At 62.5% G+C, this 16,866-nt stretch carries 16 protein-coding genes; 8 read left to right on the top strand and 8 right to left on the bottom strand.

Features of this window, described 5'->3' with window-relative positions; genetic code table 11:
- The first annotated feature begins 208 nt into the window (after window positions 1-208).
- Genes CV013_RS11945 through CV013_RS11930 form a run of 4 tightly spaced genes read left to right on the top strand, consistent with a single transcriptional unit; the run spans window position 209 to window position 3,272 of the window.
- Window positions 209-730 (top strand): hypothetical protein, encoded by a 522-nt coding sequence (locus tag CV013_RS11945; RefSeq protein ID WP_102155886.1) that lies wholly within the window; start codon window positions 209-211, stop codon window positions 728-730.
- Complete coding sequence (locus tag CV013_RS11940) at window positions 727-1,242, top strand: hypothetical protein (RefSeq protein ID WP_102155885.1); 516 nt, start codon at window positions 727-729, stop codon at window positions 1,240-1,242. The genes CV013_RS11945 and CV013_RS11940 overlap by 4 nt, the downstream gene beginning before the upstream one ends.
- Window positions 1,243-1,839, top strand: a complete 597-nt coding sequence (locus CV013_RS11935; RefSeq protein ID WP_102155884.1) for a helix-turn-helix domain-containing protein — start codon at window positions 1,243-1,245, stop codon at window positions 1,837-1,839.
- A gap of 26 nt (window positions 1,840-1,865) precedes the next feature.
- Window positions 1,866-3,272: a S41 family peptidase gene (locus CV013_RS11930; protein WP_157935769.1), complete on the top strand. Its 1,407-nt coding sequence runs from the start codon at window positions 1,866-1,868 to the stop codon at window positions 3,270-3,272.
- Between the two features lie 866 nt (window positions 3,273-4,138).
- Here CV013_RS11930 and accC read toward each other — a convergent pair.
- The 6 genes from accC to CV013_RS11900 all read right to left on the bottom strand — a co-directional run bounded on the left by accC (window position 4,139) and on the right by CV013_RS11900 (window position 7,808).
- Window positions 4,139-5,488, bottom strand: coding sequence for an acetyl-CoA carboxylase biotin carboxylase subunit (gene accC / locus CV013_RS11925; protein ID WP_102155882.1), 1,350 nt, complete (start codon window positions 5,486-5,488; stop codon window positions 4,139-4,141).
- Window positions 5,489-5,502: 14 nt separating this feature from the next.
- Window positions 5,503-5,991 carry an acetyl-CoA carboxylase biotin carboxyl carrier protein gene (accB, locus tag CV013_RS11920; protein WP_102155881.1) on the bottom strand — a complete coding sequence of 163 codons (489 nt, stop codon included), beginning with the start codon at window positions 5,989-5,991 and terminating at the stop codon, window positions 5,503-5,505.
- 79 nt (window positions 5,992-6,070) lie between these two features.
- Complete coding sequence (gene aroQ / locus CV013_RS11915) at window positions 6,071-6,505, bottom strand: type II 3-dehydroquinate dehydratase (RefSeq protein WP_102155977.1); 435 nt, start codon at window positions 6,503-6,505, stop codon at window positions 6,071-6,073.
- 11 nt (window positions 6,506-6,516) lie between these two features.
- Complete coding sequence (locus tag CV013_RS11910; RefSeq protein WP_102155880.1) at window positions 6,517-7,131, bottom strand: hypothetical protein; 615 nt, start codon at window positions 7,129-7,131, stop codon at window positions 6,517-6,519.
- A gap of 12 nt (window positions 7,132-7,143) precedes the next feature.
- Window positions 7,144-7,350, bottom strand: a complete 207-nt coding sequence (locus CV013_RS11905) for a hypothetical protein (protein WP_102155879.1) — start codon at window positions 7,348-7,350, stop codon at window positions 7,144-7,146.
- A 44-nt stretch (window positions 7,351-7,394) separates the two neighbouring features.
- Window positions 7,395-7,808, bottom strand: coding sequence for a holin family protein (locus CV013_RS11900; RefSeq protein ID WP_102155878.1), 414 nt, complete (start codon window positions 7,806-7,808; stop codon window positions 7,395-7,397).
- A gap of 140 nt (window positions 7,809-7,948) precedes the next feature.
- Here CV013_RS11900 and CV013_RS11895 point away from each other — a divergent pair, with 140 nt between their 5' ends.
- The 3 genes from CV013_RS11895 (at window position 7,949) to CV013_RS11885 (ending at window position 12,423) form a co-directional block, all read left to right on the top strand.
- Window positions 7,949-9,748 carry a DUF885 domain-containing protein gene (locus CV013_RS11895; protein WP_102155877.1) on the top strand — a complete coding sequence of 600 codons (1,800 nt, stop codon included), beginning with the start codon at window positions 7,949-7,951 and terminating at the stop codon, window positions 9,746-9,748.
- Window positions 9,749-9,756: 8 nt separating this feature from the next.
- Entirely contained in the window at window positions 9,757-10,803 is a 1,047-nt protein-coding gene (locus CV013_RS11890; protein ID WP_102155876.1) for a LacI family DNA-binding transcriptional regulator, read from the top strand.
- A gap of 546 nt (window positions 10,804-11,349) precedes the next feature.
- On the top strand, window positions 11,350-12,423 hold the full coding sequence (locus CV013_RS11885; protein ID WP_321196969.1) for a choice-of-anchor A family protein: 1,074 nt from the start codon (window positions 11,350-11,352) through the stop codon (window positions 12,421-12,423).
- A 445-nt stretch (window positions 12,424-12,868) separates the two neighbouring features.
- Here the strand turns inward: CV013_RS11885 and CV013_RS11880 are convergent, their stop codons facing one another.
- Window positions 12,869-14,479, bottom strand: a complete 1,611-nt coding sequence (locus CV013_RS11880) for an inorganic phosphate transporter (protein WP_102155874.1) — start codon at window positions 14,477-14,479, stop codon at window positions 12,869-12,871.
- A 231-nt stretch (window positions 14,480-14,710) separates the two neighbouring features.
- Window positions 14,711-15,406 (bottom strand): queuosine precursor transporter, encoded by a 696-nt coding sequence (locus CV013_RS11875; protein ID WP_102155873.1) that lies wholly within the window; start codon window positions 15,404-15,406, stop codon window positions 14,711-14,713.
- A gap of 137 nt (window positions 15,407-15,543) precedes the next feature.
- Here CV013_RS11875 and CV013_RS11870 point away from each other — a divergent pair, with 137 nt between their 5' ends.
- On the top strand, window positions 15,544-16,857 hold the full coding sequence (locus CV013_RS11870; RefSeq protein WP_102155872.1) for a NupC/NupG family nucleoside CNT transporter: 1,314 nt from the start codon (window positions 15,544-15,546) through the stop codon (window positions 16,855-16,857).
- Window positions 16,858-16,866: the final 9 nt, after the last annotated feature.

The following is a 16,866-nucleotide window of genomic DNA, read 5'->3' as shown; positions in this document are numbered from 1 at the left end:
AACAGGCCGACACAGATCGACAGGCCGACGCACGGGCCTGGCTCTGCCGACAAACCGGTTTCGCTGCTTCAACTGGTCCATTCGCTCACGCGCCGATTTTGCAAGTGCTTCGGGCGGGAAGGTTTCGCGCCGGGCCAGTCGCCCGCGCGATATCGTCCCTACGAACCAGGCAAGCATGCCCCTCCACATTTCAGACAGGAAAAGCTGCATGACCAATACTCTTTACGCACGCCTTCGTCGGGGGGGCGCGCTGGCGGCTCTCATCGCATCGGTTGCTGTTTCGCCGGTGGGCGCGCAGGCGCAGCAGGCCGCGCCATCCGCGCAAGCCAGCAATACGCAGCCCGCCGCGATCCCGATGCCGAGCAGAGCGCAGCAGTTGATCCTGCTGCAATCGACGCTCGCGGCGCTCGATCAGGCCAACCGGACGGGCGATTACGGCGTATTGGTGAAGCTGTCCGCGCGGCAGTTCCAGCTCACCAACACGCCCGAAGAACTGGCTGGCGGCTTCAGTGGATTCCGCCAAAGCGGCATCGATCTGTCACCGATCCTGCTTTACGCCCCGCGCTGGACGCAGGAACCGTGGATCGAAAACGGCGTCCTGCGGATGGTCGGGGTGTTCGATACCAACCCGCAGCAGGTGACTTTCGACCTCGCTTTCATCCTCGAAGAAGGGCGCTGGAAGATGGTCGGCATATCGGCCGGCCTGAACGCACCCAGAGCGGCACCATGACGGGCGGTGCCGAGCGGCCACCCGGCGCAGGCGGCGTCGATCCTGTTGAGGACGATCTGGATTACGAAGGCCTGGGCACGTTGCTGCGGGCCGCTGGCGTTCAGCCGTCGCGCGCGGAAGCGATCGTGTCCGGTCGTCTTGGCGTCGAGGCAGGCAACGCGTGCGGGGATCGCCGCTTTCGCGAAGATCTGGCGCTGCAATGCGAAGTGTTTCTGAAGCGCATGGCGAGAGTGCACGAAGATGCGCTTGTCGCACAGGAAGCCAGCGCGATAGCGCACCGCCTTCAGCCGGAAAACATGCGTGCAGTTCTCAATCGCGGAGGAGAGGGCAACTCCGCGGTCCCGTGGTTACTTGCCCTCTCGATCGCGCTTCAACTGGCCATTCTGGCGCTCGCCCTGTGGCCATTCGTCCAGCCTTACGCCGCCGATCCGGCAGCCACGGCCAATCACAATGCGGAACGGACATCGACCGACGGTCGATCAGCCCATTCCGTGCAGCAAGGGAGTGCGTAGATGCAAAGCAAAACCGTCCAGACCGAAACCCAGTCGACCGCCGCGCTGCAGCGTTTGCTGTCCGGCATCGACGAGATGCTGGGCGTCGCCAGCGAAATGGCGACCGCTTCAGGCAAAAGCTGGCTGGCAGAACAGATCGAAGACACGCAATTCATGTTCTCGCGCTCGATCGCGCGGGAAAGCGAAGTAATCGACACGCTGCCTGCAAGTGGCACACTCGCAATTCCCTCGCAGGATCCGGGGCAGCAGACTGTAAACATCACGCCGCAAATGGTCGTTGGCGACAATATGGATGCCGTCGTGCGGACATATCTGGTCGCATCGATTCAGCGGAAATTGCGAACAGCCGGGCCGGCCTGTGCCAAACTGCTGGTTCTGCTGATGTCGGAAGCGGATTCCTATGTCGCCAGTTCGGTGGTGCGCGCGCATTTGCGGACCAATTCGCACGATGATCGTGTGATAAAGGTCTATATCTGCCGCTTGCGGTCGGAACTGCGGCTGGTGGGTATTCGCGATGCGATTGTGACCGGGCGCAAGTCTTACATGTTCCGCAAGCGTTACCTCGCCCCGATGCTGACGCTGCTCAACGAAGCCTGATCCGGGGCCGGGCAATGATCTCGCTGGTGCGGAATATACTGGCTTGTGTGCTGTGCATGTGTGCCGTGTGGGCGCACCCGGCTCTGTCGCAAACGGCCGCCCCTCAGCGGGCCGCGCCGGACAAGGCGCAGGAAGTCGCCTTGTTTGCGAAGGCATTGCAGACCGTGGCCGACAATTACGTTGAAGCGGTCGATGCGGGAAAGCTGACCGATGCCGCGCTGAAAGCGATGCTGAATTCGCTCGATGGCCATTCCGCCTATATGAATGCGGAGGAATATCGCGAATTCGACGAGAATCTGGCGGGCGAATTCGCCGGTATCGGTGTCGTGCTGGAAATCGCCGACGGCTGGCCGCGCGTGATATCGCCCACCGACGGCGGCCCTTCGGCCCGCGCCGGGGTGGCTTCCGGCTGGAAGATCGACACGATCGACGGCAAATCCGCCAAAGGCAAAACGCTGCAGGGCACCGTTCGCCTGTTGCGCGGACAGATCGGAACGGAAGTTGCCGTAGGGTTCAGGGACGATCAGGGGAAGTCGCACGAACTCACCCTCGTCCGCGATACGATCCGCCTGAAAAGCGTGTATTCGCGGCGATTGGGCGATGTCGGCTATCTGCGGATCACAAATTTCGGCGCACGTACCGCGGATGAATTCGGAAATGCGCTGGCGGAACTGTATCAAGAAGGGCCGCTGACGGGCGCGATCCTCGATTTACGCAACAATTCTGGCGGATTTGTCAGAGCGGCCATCGCCTTGGCGGGATATTTCCTCGAACCGGGCACAGTCATCGTGCGTCAGGGGCGGTCGTTGCAGGATGCGGCCGAGACCAAAGTGGTTCAGGCCAATTCGCTGCTCACCGGGGTGCCTGTGGTGGTGCTGATCAATGGCGGCAGTGCCAGCTCGGCGGAGATTCTGACCGGGGCACTGCGCGACAATCGCCGCGCCTCGATCCTCGGCCTGACCAGTTTCGGCAAAGGGATCGTGCAGGGTGTGTTCCCGCTTGCCGATGGGGCGCAGGGCGCGGTCACCGTTACTACAGTGCGCTATTTCACGCCGGACGGGCAATCGATCCAGAAAATCGGCATCGCGCCCGATCTTGCCGTGGCGCGCACTTCGGCAGAGGCGCGCGCGGCGCTGACTCCCAATCGCACTTTGTCGGAGGCGTCGCTGGCCAATGCGATGGATAACGATCAGGGCCTCGTGCGCGAAGTGCCGACCGAAGTGGAAGGGCCCGAGCCACCCGCCGAGGGCGATCCACCGACACCGCCACTGTTCGCGGAGCCAGTGCCCGATGACGCGGCGATTACGGCCGACTTCCAGATCAGGCGCGCGCTCGATGTGCTGGCCACCGGATCGGTCGCTGCGGCGCGCGAGAGTAGACCGGTGAAGGTCTATCATGCTGAAAAGCAGGTGGAAGACTCTGCCTCGGAGTGATTGCCGAGTGCCTGCGTGATCTCTCATCACTCGCCATTGCGAGGGGGGGGCAGGCGACGTGGCGATCATTGACCCGTCATCGCCCCGACCGGCCACAACCATTGAGATGGCCGGGGCCGCCAGGTCATGGACTGCTTCGCTACGCTCGCAATGACGAGGGGGGAGGGTGGCTCCTTGCGGGGCGGGCGCGGCTCTCTGTCGCGGGGTTCTCTGAAGTGGCGGCTTTTGAGGGAAACGCACAACCCATATGTTCGTCGCCCTGGTCCGCGAGCCGGGTCTCGCTTTTCTTCATACGCAACCTCGCAAAGCGAAGCTGGACCCCGGATCAAGTCCGGGGGTGACGTGGCTGCGGTGGGCCGGTGTGTGCTCGGTGGTGGTTGGTTGGGGGCATTGCTGCGTGGCAGCGAGTAGCGGGCGTCTGGTTTAGGTGCAGGTACGGACAGAGGGTGGCGGGTGTGCAAGCAGGCAAGGTGCAGGTGTCAGCTATTTTGGCGGGCCAGCCGACCCACACTCTCAGCCACCCCTCGTCATTGCGAGCAGCCGAAGGCGAGGTGGCAGTCCATGGCCGGCTCGTCGCCCCAGGGCACCACCGCCGCGATGGGCGCTGCGCCCTCGCATCATGGATTGCTTCGCTACGCTCGCAATGACGAATGGTCGGGTATGCCCTCTGTTGGGGGGGCGGCTCTCTGTCGCGGACGACTTTCTGTGGGGGCGGCTTTTGAGGGAAACGCACAACCCACTCACCCGTCTCCCCGGCCCGCGCGCCGGGGTCTCGCTTTTCTTCCTATGCCCCGCCGCAAGGGGAAACCGGACCCCCGATCAAGTCCGGGGTGCCAGACCAGCTGCGGGCGGGCGGAAAGACTAAGTCAGTCCTCCCGCTCTTTCAGCCATTCTTCGAGCCATTTGATCGAGTAATCGCCGCTCAGCACGTCGGGCTGTTCGAGCAGTTCGCGATGCAGCGGGATCGAAGTTTTCACTCCTTCGACCACCATTTCATCCAGCGCGCGTTTCAGCCGCATGATGCACCCTTCGCGGGTGCGGCCATAGACGATCAGCTTGGCGATCATCGAATCGTAGTACGGCGGAATGCGATATCCGGCATAGAGCCCGGAATCGACCCGCACATGCATACCGCCCGCCGCGTGATAGGTGTGCACCAGGCCAGGGCTGGGCGCGAAAGTGAACGGGTCTTCCGCGTTGATGCGGCATTCGATGGCGTGGCCGGTGAAGTGCAATTCGTCCTGCGTCACCGACAGCGGCTTGCCATCGGCAATGCGGATCTGTTCGCGCACCAGATCGACGCCGGTGATCGCTTCGGTCACCGGGTGTTCGACTTGCAGGCGGGTGTTCATTTCGATGAAATAGAACTCCCCGTTTTCCCACAGGAATTCGATGGTGCCTGCCCCGCGATAGCCCATATCGGCCATCGCCTTCGCGCAGATCGTGCCCATCCGGTCGCGTTCTTCGGAGGTGATGACGGGGGAGGGCGCCTCTTCCAGTACTTTCTGGTGGCGGCGTTGCAACGAACAGTCGCGTTCGCCCAGATGGATCGCGTTGCCGTTGCCATCGCCGAACACCTGGAATTCGATGTGGCGCGGATTGCCGAGATACTTCTCGATATAGACTGTGGCATCCCCGAACGCGGCCTTCGCCTCGCTACCTGCCTGTTTCATCAGGGTTTCTAGCGTGTCGGGGCTTTCGCACACCTTCATCCCGCGGCCACCGCCGCCGCTGGCGGCCTTGATGATTACGGGATAGCCGATTTCGTCGGCGATCTTCTTCGCTTCCGCGACATCGGAGACAGCGCCATCGCTGCCCGGCACCAGCGGCAGGCCCAGTGCCCCGGCGGTGCGCTTCGCCTCCACCTTGTCGCCCATCGTACGGATATGTTCGGGCTTCGGCCCGATCCACTTGATATCGTGCGCTTCGACGATTTCCGCGAACTTGGCGTTTTCCGACAGGAAGCCATAGCCGGGATGGATCGCATCGGCCTGCGCGATTTCGGCTGCGGAGATGATCGCGGCAACGTTGAGGTAGCTGTCGGTCGCAGAGGGCGGACCGATGCAGACCGCGTGATCGGCCAGCCGCACATGCATCGCATCGGCATCGGCGGTCGAATGCACGGCGACCGTTTCGATCCCCATTTCTTTCGCCGCGCGATGGATACGGAGCGCGATTTCACCGCGGTTGGCGATCAGGATACGGGAAATAGCCATGTTCGCCCGACGCCTCAGCCGATCACGACCAGCGGCTGGTCGAATTCGACCGGCTGGGCATTGTCGACGAGGATGGCCTTGATCGTGCCCGCCTTGTCGGCAGTGATCGGGTTCATCACTTTCATTGCTTCCACGATCAGCAGGGTATCGCCCTGCTTCACACTGTCGCCCACTTTCACGAACGGCGCAGCGCCCGGTTCGGATGAAAGATAGACTGTGCCCACCATCGGGGATTTCAGCGCGCCCGCGATTTCCGCCGCTGCTTCTTCCGCAGGGGCGGCTGCCGGTGCGGCGGGCGCCGCAGCAGGTGCCGCCACCGGGGCGGCGACAGGTGCGGCCATCGCCGCCACACCGCCGCGCGCCACGCGCACCTTGCGGTCGCCATCTTCCACTTCGATTTCAGTCAGCCCGGTTTCGGCGAGCAGTTCGGCCAGCTCGCGGACCAGCGTGGTATCGACATTCATGCCCGCCTTGCGTGCAGGGGAGCCTTTGGTTTCGGCCATTGTGTGCCTCTTGATTTGTCCAGCGCCCGCCTATGGGCATCCATGAGCAGGCTGGCAAGGGGGTGGAGGGCGATTGCGGCTAGAGTTTGGCGGCCTTTTCCAGTGCGACGACATAGCTTTGCGCGCCAAGCCCCTTCACTTCGTCGACTGCGGCCATGCCGACATAGGAGACATGGCGGAATTCCTCGCGCGTCATCGGATCGGACAGATGCACTTCGATCACCGGGGTGCGGATCGAGCGGATGGCATCGAGCAGCGCGATAGAGGTGTGGGTGTAGGCACCGGCGTTGAGCAGCACCGCCTTCGCCCCTTCCGCCTGCGCTTCGTGTAGCCAGTCGACCAGATGCCCTTCGTGGTTCGACTGGCGCACATCGACCTCCAGCCCCAGATCGTGCGCGCGGTCTTCGAGCATCCCGGCAATATCGTCGAGCGTGTCGGAACCGTATATCTCCGGCTCCCGCAGGCCGAGCAGGTTGAGATTGGGCCCGTTGAGGACATAGATCGTATCGGTCATGGCTGTGCCGTTCATGTTTCCGCGGCGAACTGGATTACGCCGTCTTCCAGTGGATAGAAAAGCCCCTTGATGCAATCGTTGGAGCGTACTGCAATCTGCGTATGCGTTTTCTGGCGAATTTCGGAACCGGGGAAAGCCCGGTCACCTTCGGTGAATACGCCACGGATTGTATCGAACGGCTCCATCCCGGCTTTTGCGACGAGTTGGTGGAGGTGGCGGAAGGCCGCGCAATCCAGAAAATGCAGCAACAAGTCGGCATTGGGGTCGCCATTGACGGACTTGTTCGTGGGCAGCGGCAATCCGGCGCGATCCTGCAACTGCGCGAAGGAATCATAGGCGTGGGACACAAGGTCCACGTCTTCGCGATTTGTCAGATCGAGACAATTCCGCAGATCGATGATCGCGCCCACCACGGCAGGTTGGCTGTATTCCCCACGTTCCACCTTCCAGCGCGCCCATTCCATTGCGCGGGTCGGATCGGATTCCCAGAAATACGCACCCGGCCCCAGCCAGTCGTATGCCCGATCGCTTTGCAGGATAGGGGTGCCGCGATTGACCGCTTCGCGCGCAACCTCCGCATCACAGCCATGATAGCCCAGCACGAATGAAGTGGTGAGACGCCCCATGGCGAATTGCGGTCAGGCGGGATGCTTCACGTCGCCTGGTGCTGCCGTCGCTTTGGAGCGCCATCCTTTGCCGCCGAATTCGGCCTTCAGGTTGCCGCCCCTGGTGTAGATGCCTTCTGCAATCAGGATGTCGCGCGCAGCCTTGCGGGATTTCAATCCCTTGCTGGTCGTCGCGCTGATTTGCGCGGCAATCTTCCGGTTGCGTTCGGCGGTGGTCATGGCTGCAAGCTAGTCTCGCCGCCGATGGGATGCAACACTCCATTCTACCGCTCCACCCCCTTCGCTTTCCCCCATTGGCGGGCGGCAGTGTAGCCGAGGTAGCCGGTGCCGAAGAGGGTGTAGAGCTCGCCCGGCAGGCCGCGCAGGTATGCAGACATGGCGGTGGATATGCCGCTCGCCGCGCCGGGGGCGAACAGCGACAGGACGCTGACCGGCAGGGCGAACAGGATCATGGCATACATCACATAGAGGAAACTGGGCCGCGCGCGGCTGGTCCACGGGTCGGTGGAATTCGCCTCTGCCACGATGGCCGACAGGCGCGCTTCGATCGCTTTGAATTCCTGCGTGCCTTCGAGTTCGAGCAGGGCCAGTTTCGCTTTCGCCCGCGCTTCCTTGTCGGGGATGACCTTGTCGATGATCCCCGCGATGGGGCCGACGAGCGCTTCGAGGATGGACATGACGCATTCTCCGGTTCGGTTGAGAGATGGTTATTATCCAAATAGGTTCGTGTAGGAAATACTGCGAACCGGAATAGAGGTTTGACACGGGAGCGACCCCGGCGCAGATACCGGACGGATAGGGGAGACGTTCAGCAGCCATGAAATTTGCCAGTTCCGTTGCCGCCATCGCTTTGCTGGCGACCGTGCCGCTCCATGCCGCCGACCGCCCTGCCGCCGAACCGGATTCTGTCGCGCAGGCCGCGCCGATGGCGAGTGCGGCGGACCGGGCCTTGCGCGCGCTCTATACCGAGTACTGGAACTGGCAGGTGGCCGATGGCGGCTGGATCGAACATGCCGATGGATCGGTCGAACCCGGCCCGACTATCCCCTCCGTCACTCCAAAGGCCCACCGCGCCCGTGCGGCGAAGGCGGCGGAGTTCCTGCGCCGACTGGAAGAGATCGATGCCGCATCGCTATCCCCGACAGAGCGCGACAATGCCGATGTCCTGCGCGCTGTCCTGCAAGAAGCGATTGGCGATGCGCGCTTTTCCGAATGGGAAATGCCGTTCGATTCGGACAGCAATTTCTGGTCGTACTGGGATGCGCGCAGCGGGTTTCAGACGGTGGCCGAATACGAAAACTATATCGCGCGGATCAAACAACTGCCGCGCTATTTCGCGGAGCAGGAGGCGAATGCCCGCGCCGGATTGAAGCGCGGGTTCTCTGTCCCCAAAGTCACGCTGACGGGGCGCGATGCCAGCCTGGCGGCCTATGTGGTGGACGACCCGGAGAAGAGCCCGTTCTGGAATGCGTTCCGGCAGATGCCATCGCGGTTTTCCGATGCCGACCGCAAGCGGCTGATGGATGCGGGCCGCGCCGCCATCGCGCAGCAGGTGACGCCTGCCTATGCCGGTTTGCTGGACTTTATCCGCAACGAATATGTGCCCCGCACCCGCACTACGCTGGAGGCGGAGACGATGCCCGATGGCAAGGCCTACTACCAGCAGCAGATACGGCAATACACCACGCTCGACCTGACAGCCGAGCACATCCACCGGATCGGCCTGATCGAAGTCGCGCGCATCGAACGGCAGATGCAGGCTGTGATGGACGAGATGGACTTCAAGGGCACGATTGCCCAGTTCACCGAACATCTGCGGACCGATCCGAAATATATTGCCAAAACGCCAGACGAACTGATGGGCGTATCGGCCTATGCGGTGAAGCGGGTGGATGGGAAGATCGCGGATTACTTCGGTTTTCTGCCGCGCCGCCGGTTCACTATCCGCCCGGTGCCCGATGCCATCGCGCCGTTCTACACCGCAGGGCGTGGCGGGCTCGACGCGTGTCTGATGAACACATATGATCTGCCGTCGCGCCCGCTGTACAATATCCCGGTGCTGACGCTGCACGAATGCGAGCCGGGGCATAGCTTTCAGGCGGCGTTCCAGACCGAAGTGGGCGGCGATATCCCGCAGTTTCGCCGCAACGTCTATTTTTCCGGCATGGGCGAAGGGTGGGGGCTTTATACCGAGTATCTCGGCAACGAGATGGGCATCTATCGCACCCCCGAAGAACGCTTCGGTCAGCTGAGTTATTCGATGTGGCGGGCGGCGCGGCTGGTGATCGATACCGGCATCCATCACTATGGGTGGAGCAGGGACAAGGCGATTGCCTATCTGGCGGATCGCACCGCGCTGTCGCGCCACGAAGTCGAAACCGAAGTCGACCGCTATATCTCATGGCCCGGTCAGGCGCTGGCGTATAAGCTGGGCGAGATGACGATCCTGCGCCTGCGCGCCAAAGCGGAAGATGCGCTGGGCGACCGGTTCGATATTCGCAAATTCCACGATGTCGTCCTATCTCTTGGCTCGGTGCCGTTGCCGACACTGGAACGGCGGATCGACGATTTCATCGCTGACGGCGGACAGGGTCTGCCGGGCGTGGATTACAACTGAGAGGGTATATGGGCCGGGGCCGGGTCACTTCGATCGATGTTGCGGAGGCGGCGGGCGTCAGCCAGTCGACCGTCAGCCGCGCGCTGGCCGGATCGCCCGCGATCACGCCGGAAACGCGGATGCGGGTGGAACAGGCCGCGCGCGATCTGGGCTATCACGTCGATGCTCGCGCCGCGCGGCTTCGCAGCGGGCGCACCGGCACGCTGGCGATCGTAGTGGTCGGGCGCAGCGGATACGATCCCACGCGGGTCAGCGCATTTCACTATGCCCTGCTGGGCAGCACCTGCGCCGCAGCGGCGGAGCGCGGCTATCAGTCGCTCGTCTCGTTCCAGTCGGAGGCGGAGCATTATTCGTGGAACTTCGTCGCCAGCGGTCAGGCAGACGGGCTGGTGGTGATGGGCACCAGCGTCAACCGCGCCGCATGGGCCGATCTGCGCCAGACCGAGCTGCAGGGGCCGAGCGTGTTCTGGGGCGATCCGTTCGACGACGGGCGCTGGGTCCGCGCCGACAACCGGGGCGGGGCGCAACTGGCGGTGAACCGCCTGATCGCGGCGGGGCACAAACGCATCGCTTTTGTCGGCACGGTCGATGCGATCCACCCGCAATTCGCGGAACGGTACGAAGGGTATCGCATCGCGCTGGAAAATGCCGGGCTGGAGCCGGGCAAACCAGTCCCCGCAGAGGGCGATGACAGAGTGGCCGCCGGTCGCGCCGCAGCGGCAACGGTAATGGCGCAGACCGACCGGCCCGACGCGATCTTCGCCGCGAACGACGCCATCGCGCTGGGTGTGCTGGAACAGATTTCGCGCATGGGCTTTGCCGTGCCCGACGATATCGGCGTGGTCGGGTTCGACGGGCTGGCGGCCGGCGAACACGCGCATCCCCCGCTGACCACGATAGAGCCGGATTTTGCCGAAGCGGGCCGGGTACTGGTCGCCCATGTCTGCGCCGAAACCGACGACGAAGCCCGCGAAGCCGCCCGCCGCGTACCCGTGCGCCTGGTCGAGCGCCGCAGTGTGCGCCCACCCGAAGCTGCAACGCCACCCCGGACCTGATCCGGGTGCCAGCTTAGCTTTGCGAGGTTGGGGGCGGAGACAAGCGGGGCCCCGGCTCGGAGGCCGGGGCGACGGGGTGGGCAGGCTGTTCCTTTCCTTTCCTTTCCTTTCCTTTCCTTCAGGTCACCACGTTCCTCCTCCTTTCGTCATTGCGAGCGTAGCGAAGCAATCCATGGCGTGAGGGCGCAGTCTATCGCGGCGGTTGTGGCTGTGACGAGGGCGGTCCTTGGATTGCCACGTCGCCTGCGGTTCCTCGCGATGACGAGGGTGGGGATACGCGCAATAGTATGGACCAACCATCGGCAGCGCGTCCTCTACCCCTGAACCCAGCCCACTCCGTGCCTTCGTGCCTTCGTGTGACAAGCTTCCACCCGATGCCTCCGTCCATCGCAGCGGTCGTGGCCGGGGCGAGGGCGACCCGGTGTCGCTCCCGGTTCGCCGCAATGATGTTCCGATATGGCACGGCGGCTAAATTGGCATTTTGATTTCTTTATTCGTGCCTACCTGCGCGCCCGACAACGTTTCCCCTTCGAAGGTTTTGGCCCCGTGATATCTCTCCGTTCTTCCGTTTCCTGCCTTGCCGCGCTGGGTCTGGCGCTTTCTGCCAGCCCGATTCTGGCATCTTCGGACATGGTGGCGGGCACCGATGTGCTGCGGACGTGGAACCTTGTGGTGCTGGGCGATCTGACCTCTTCGTCGGAAGTGGAAGGGCGCACGTTCGTTGGCGGCAATCTCGATGGCAATGCCTCGAATTACCAGATCAGCCCTACGGTCGATTCCGGCACCGGTACGCCGGGCCTGACAGTGGTGGGCGATGTCAACGGCGGGTATAAGAACCTCAACAACGGTTCGGGTGCGGTCGTTGGCGGCAATGTGAACAGCGGGCTGAACCTCAACGGCAATCCGCAGACGGTTCTCGTCGGTGGTTCGATCAGCAACACCAACGTCAACAACAACACCGTCACTTCGGGCCTTGCTGCGTCGGACCCCGGCTTCGTGCAGAACCTCACTCAGCAGAAGAGCCTGATCGAAACCTCGATGGGCAACCTCAGCTATTCGCTGAGCACGATGGACAGCAACAGCACGCTGAGCATCAATGGCAATCGCGGCACATTCAACGCTCAGCCGGGTGCCGATGGCGTGGCGGTGTTCAACATCACCTCCGCCGATCTCGACAAGATTGGCGAAATTCAGTTCAATCTGAATGGCGCAGACACCGCGATCGTCAACGTCTCAGGCCCGTCGATCAGGCTCGACGATAATTTCCTGGGCGGCACCAACAATCTGGGCGAAAACGTTATCTGGAACTTCCCCGATGCGGAAAATCTGTCGCTGACCACGGCATGGGGCGGTTCGGTGCTGGCACCGAAGGCCGATGCTCAGACCTACAACTATATTCAGGGTTCGGCGGTTTTCGGCAATCTGAAGCAAGACGGCGAAATGCATGTGGGCACGTACAACGGTGGCTACAACCCGCCGTCCAACCCGAACCCGCCGACCGGATCGAGCAGCAGCTCCTCTGGCGGAACCGCCGTTCCCGAACCGGGCATGATGGGGCTGTTCGGGCTGGCGGTGCTGTCGCTGGTGTTCTGGCGCCGCCGCAAGGTGGCACAGGCCTGACATTCCGGGTAGCTCCGGGCGCGATCCCGCCGGGGCTGAACCCACCTAGCTAAAGCCACAACGTCGCCCCGGACCCGATCCGGGGTCCAGCTTCGCTTTGCGGCGTTGCGTAGGAAGAAAAGCGGGGCCCCGGCTCGGGGGCCGGGGCGACGGGATGGGTAGTTGCGTGTTTCCCTCAGGGTGCAGTCCCGTAGGAACGCCCCTCCCATCGCAATGGCTGTGGCCGGGGCAAAGGGCGATCCCTGGATTGCCACGTCGCCTGCGGCTCCTAGCAATGACGAGGGTGGAGACACGCGCGATAGTATGGACCAACCATCGGCAGTGCGAGACTACCCCCGAACCAAACCCACTCCGTGCCTTCGTGCCTTCGTGTGACAAGCTTCCGCCCAACACCCCCTCCCTGCGCGGCGGGGGGGCGCTGCGCCAACGCCGCTACCGGCTAACCTCAAAACACGTTCGACAGCACCAGAAACGCAGCGGAGGACAGCAGCGCCGCTGCGGGCAGAGTGATGATCCATGCCATCGCGATCGGCTTCATCAGGCCCCAGTTGGCCTGTTTGTTGACCAGCCCGATGCCCAGCACCGATCCGATCAGGATATGCGTGCTCGATACCGGCAGGCCGAATGCCGATGCCATCATCACCACTGCCGCTGCCGACAGTTCGGCGGAAAAGCCCGAGGCGGGGTGCATCGTGGTGAGGTTGTGCCCAACGGTGCGGATCACTTCCTTGCCGATGAACCATAGCCCGGCGATCAGCGCGACGCCGAATGTGATCATCGCTGCCGCCGGGACCGCGGCCTGCGAGCCGACGTCGCCGGTCCGCAACACGTCGATAATCGCAGCGAACGGGCCGATGGCGTTGGCGATATCGTTCGCACCGTGGCTGAAGGCGAAGCCCGATGCAGTGAACACCTGCATCCAGCTGAACATCAGGAAAGTCGACCGGTCGAGCGAATTGCCCTTCAGTGTCTTGGCGAAAATGAATGTCGCCATCCATACCGCCGCCGCGACCATGCCGATGATCAGGTAATTGTTCAGCGTGGTCAGCCCAAGGTGCATATGTTTCAGCCCCTTGAACAGCAGCATCGCTGTTATGATCGCTGCTCCGACTGCCGCGATGACCGGCACCCAGTTCTGCAACGCGCGATAGGCGGCCAGCGAATTCCGCTGGCTGCGGATATCGTGCAGCTTGCGATAGTAATCCGATTCCAGCTCTTCTTTCGAAAATTCCTCTTCGCCCAGCATGATCTGCGCGTCGCGGACCATCGTGTTGGTGTAGGAGATTTTCTGCAGTTCGCTCAGCCGTTCGAAGGCGGTCTTGTGCTCTTCGTTCAGCTTGCGGCGTTCCTGTTTGAAGCCGACGAGCTGCTCCTTCATCTTGTCGTTGTATTGCAGGATGTGCTTCTTGATCTGGAAGAACAGGGCATACGACACCAGCCCGCCCAGCACCGGCGACAGCACCCACGATATCGCGATGGTCCCGATCTGGTCCCAGTGCACCAGTCCGAATGCTCCGCTGCCGCCGGTGGCAACATAGCCCAGCGTGATCGAGCTGCCGACGATCCCGCCGATGATCGAATGGGTGGTCGATACCGGCCAGCCGCGCTTGCTGGCGAACATCAGCCATAATGCCGCCGCCAGCAGAGCCGACATCATGATATAGACGAACTGCATCGGTTCGAACTGCACCGCCGACAGATCGACGATGCCGCTGCGAATCGTGTCGGTCACTTCGCCGCCGGCGATCACTGCGCCGCTCACTTCGAACACCGCCGCGACCAGCAGCGCCTGCCTGATCGTCAGCGTCCCCGCGCCAACGCTGGTGCCGAACGAATTGGCGACATCGTTGCCGCCGATGTTGAAGGCCATGAAAATGCCGAACAGCGACGCCAGCACGAAAATCGTCACATGGCTGTGATTGGTGTAGCCGAGGCCCCACACCAGAAACCACGCCGATACCCCGGCCAGCAAAACGGCAAAGGCCATGCCTGTGCGCGACAGTCCCAAACCATCGCCAGACGATGCCAGGCCGGTCGCGGTTGTCGAAGCCTGCATAAATTAATTGCCCCATTTACCCTGTTAATGCTCTGTCGAGCCGGTAAGCGCGGGGTATGACTGTGCTGTGACACAAGATCGGCGTGTTATATGGCGGGTTTTCCCCTCAATCCGGGGAATAGTCACCGGATTGGAGGATTATTGCTGTTTTAACAACACCTTGTTCGCCTCATATCGAGGTGAAGGGGGTGGTGAAGAGGCAAGCGAAACGGGTGTCGTTTCGATCCGCCGTCAGCGGGCGGCGGTCGCATCTTTGGCATCGAGCCAGCGGGCCAGCGCGACTCCGCCGGTGATAAGGAACGGCACCAGGACGAAAGAAAGCGTCACTTTCGCAAGGACCTGGCCGATAAGCAGGTCGCGAATCGCGAACTCGCCATAAAACGCCAGCGTGATGAAAATCACCGAATCGAGCGCCTGACTCAGCGCACTCGCCACCGCGCCGCGCACCATCAGCGACAAAGTGCCCCCGCTGCCGTCACCACGCAGGCGCGAAAAAATCCATACATTCAACAGCAAAGAAACGATGTACGCCGCCGGCCCCGCCATCCACACGCGCCAGAGCTGAGAATTGACCCGCTCGAACGCCGCCAGATCGTCGGCCCGGAATTGCAGCATCTCCACCGAAGGGGGCAATTTGAGCACCAGCTGCATCAGCATCGATGCAATCAGCAGTGGAATAAAACCCCACCAAACCAGCTTGTTAGCCAGCGACCGGCCATAGAGCTGGGCCACCGTGCTCGATATCACGACCAGAATCAGGAACGAGAAAATCCCTGCTTCCACCGCCAGATTGGTGGGCCACAACTGCACCTGCTTGAACGCCAGCATCCCCGCCAGCACAGTCATCCCACCATAAAGCAGAAGATAGACGAATAGCGCGCGGGGAATCGGCGGACTTTGCGGCTCGGCGTGGGAAGTCTCTGTCATGGCGGCAGGATTTGGCACTGTGCGTCCCAAAAGGGAAGCCGTGCAGATGTCCCCTTGCGCGTTTGACTGTGGAGACCGAAAAGGCCAGAGCGCTAAGTGTAATATTCCGGTTACAACCGCAACCGCATGGGAGGCTCATGCCGCCAGTCCTTGCCAGTCTGCTCGGGATCGTTGCGATCCTGGCAATCGCCTTCCTTCTTTCCAACGGCAAACGCCGCATCCAACTCCGTATTGTCGGGGCTGCATTTGCGCTCCAGGCCTTTCTCGCATTCCTGGTGCTGAGAACGCCGTGGGGCGTAGCGGGGATCAAGGCAATGGCCGGCGGGGTGGCCGCGCTGCTCAGCTATGCCAATGAAGGCACTGCGTTTCTTTTCGGAGCGGACAATCCGCTGAAAAACACATTTGCGCTGGGCGCATTGCCGGTGATCATCTTCTTCGCGTCGCTGGTATCGATTCTCTACCACCTCGGCATCATGCAGCGTGTGGTGCGCTGGGTCGGCGGGGCGATCGGTTGGGTGACCGGGGTCAGCCGGGTCGAGGCGCTGGGCGCAGCGGCCAATATCTTCGTCGGTCAGTCGGAAAGCCCGCTGGTGGTACGCCCCTATCTCGCCGGGCTCGCGCCAAGCCGACTGTTCACGCTGATGACTGTTGGCATGGCTGGTGTCGCGGGCACGATTCTGGCGGCGTATGCCGGGCTGCTCGGCGAAAAATACCTGCCTTTTCTGCTGGCCGCCGCGTTCATGTCAGCACCGGGCGGGATCCTGATGGCCAAGATCATCATGCCCGACGAACGCGAACCGTCTGCCGCGGCAGAAGGGGAAATCGATCTTCCCCGTTCGCGCATTAGCGCCGAAGGCCCTGCGGCATTGGTGGAAGGCGGCAAGCCCGACGAAGTGAGGGTGGCGGAGACCTTCGAGGAAGGACAGCGTCCGGCCAACCTGATCGAAGCCGCCGCACAAGGCGCGCAGACGGGCGTGAAGCTGGCCGTGGCAGTCGGCGCGATGTTGCTCGCCTTCGTCGCTCTGGTCGCGCTGGCCAACGGCTTCCTGGGCTGGGTCGGCCATCTGTTCGGACAGGAAGGCTGGAGCTTCCAGGCCGCTATTGGAACGATCTTCGCGCCGGTCATGTTCCTGATCGGCATTCCCTGGGATCAGGCGCCGGCGGCAGGTGGATTATTCGGCACGAAAGTCGTGCTCAATGAATTCGTTGCCTTTATCGACCTCGGCCAGATGGGGGCGGACGTGCTGAACGAACGCAGCCGTGCGATCATCACGTTTGCGCTGTGCGGTTTCGCCAACTTCTCTTCGATTGCGATCCAGATGGCGGTGACTGGCGGGCTGGCCCCCGATCAACGCCCGGTGATCGCGAAGCTGGGCCTGCGTGCGCTTGCCGCAGGTTCGCTCGCCAACCTGATGAGCGCGGCGCTGGCCGGGCTGTTCCTTCCTTACTGAGAACCAAGA

Source organism: Tsuneonella flava (genome assembly GCF_002870965.1).
Taxonomy (GTDB): domain Bacteria; phylum Pseudomonadota; class Alphaproteobacteria; order Sphingomonadales; family Sphingomonadaceae; genus Tsuneonella; species Tsuneonella flava.
Note: the sequence above shows the minus strand (reverse complement) of the source record. Positions and strands in the feature narration are given on the sequence as shown.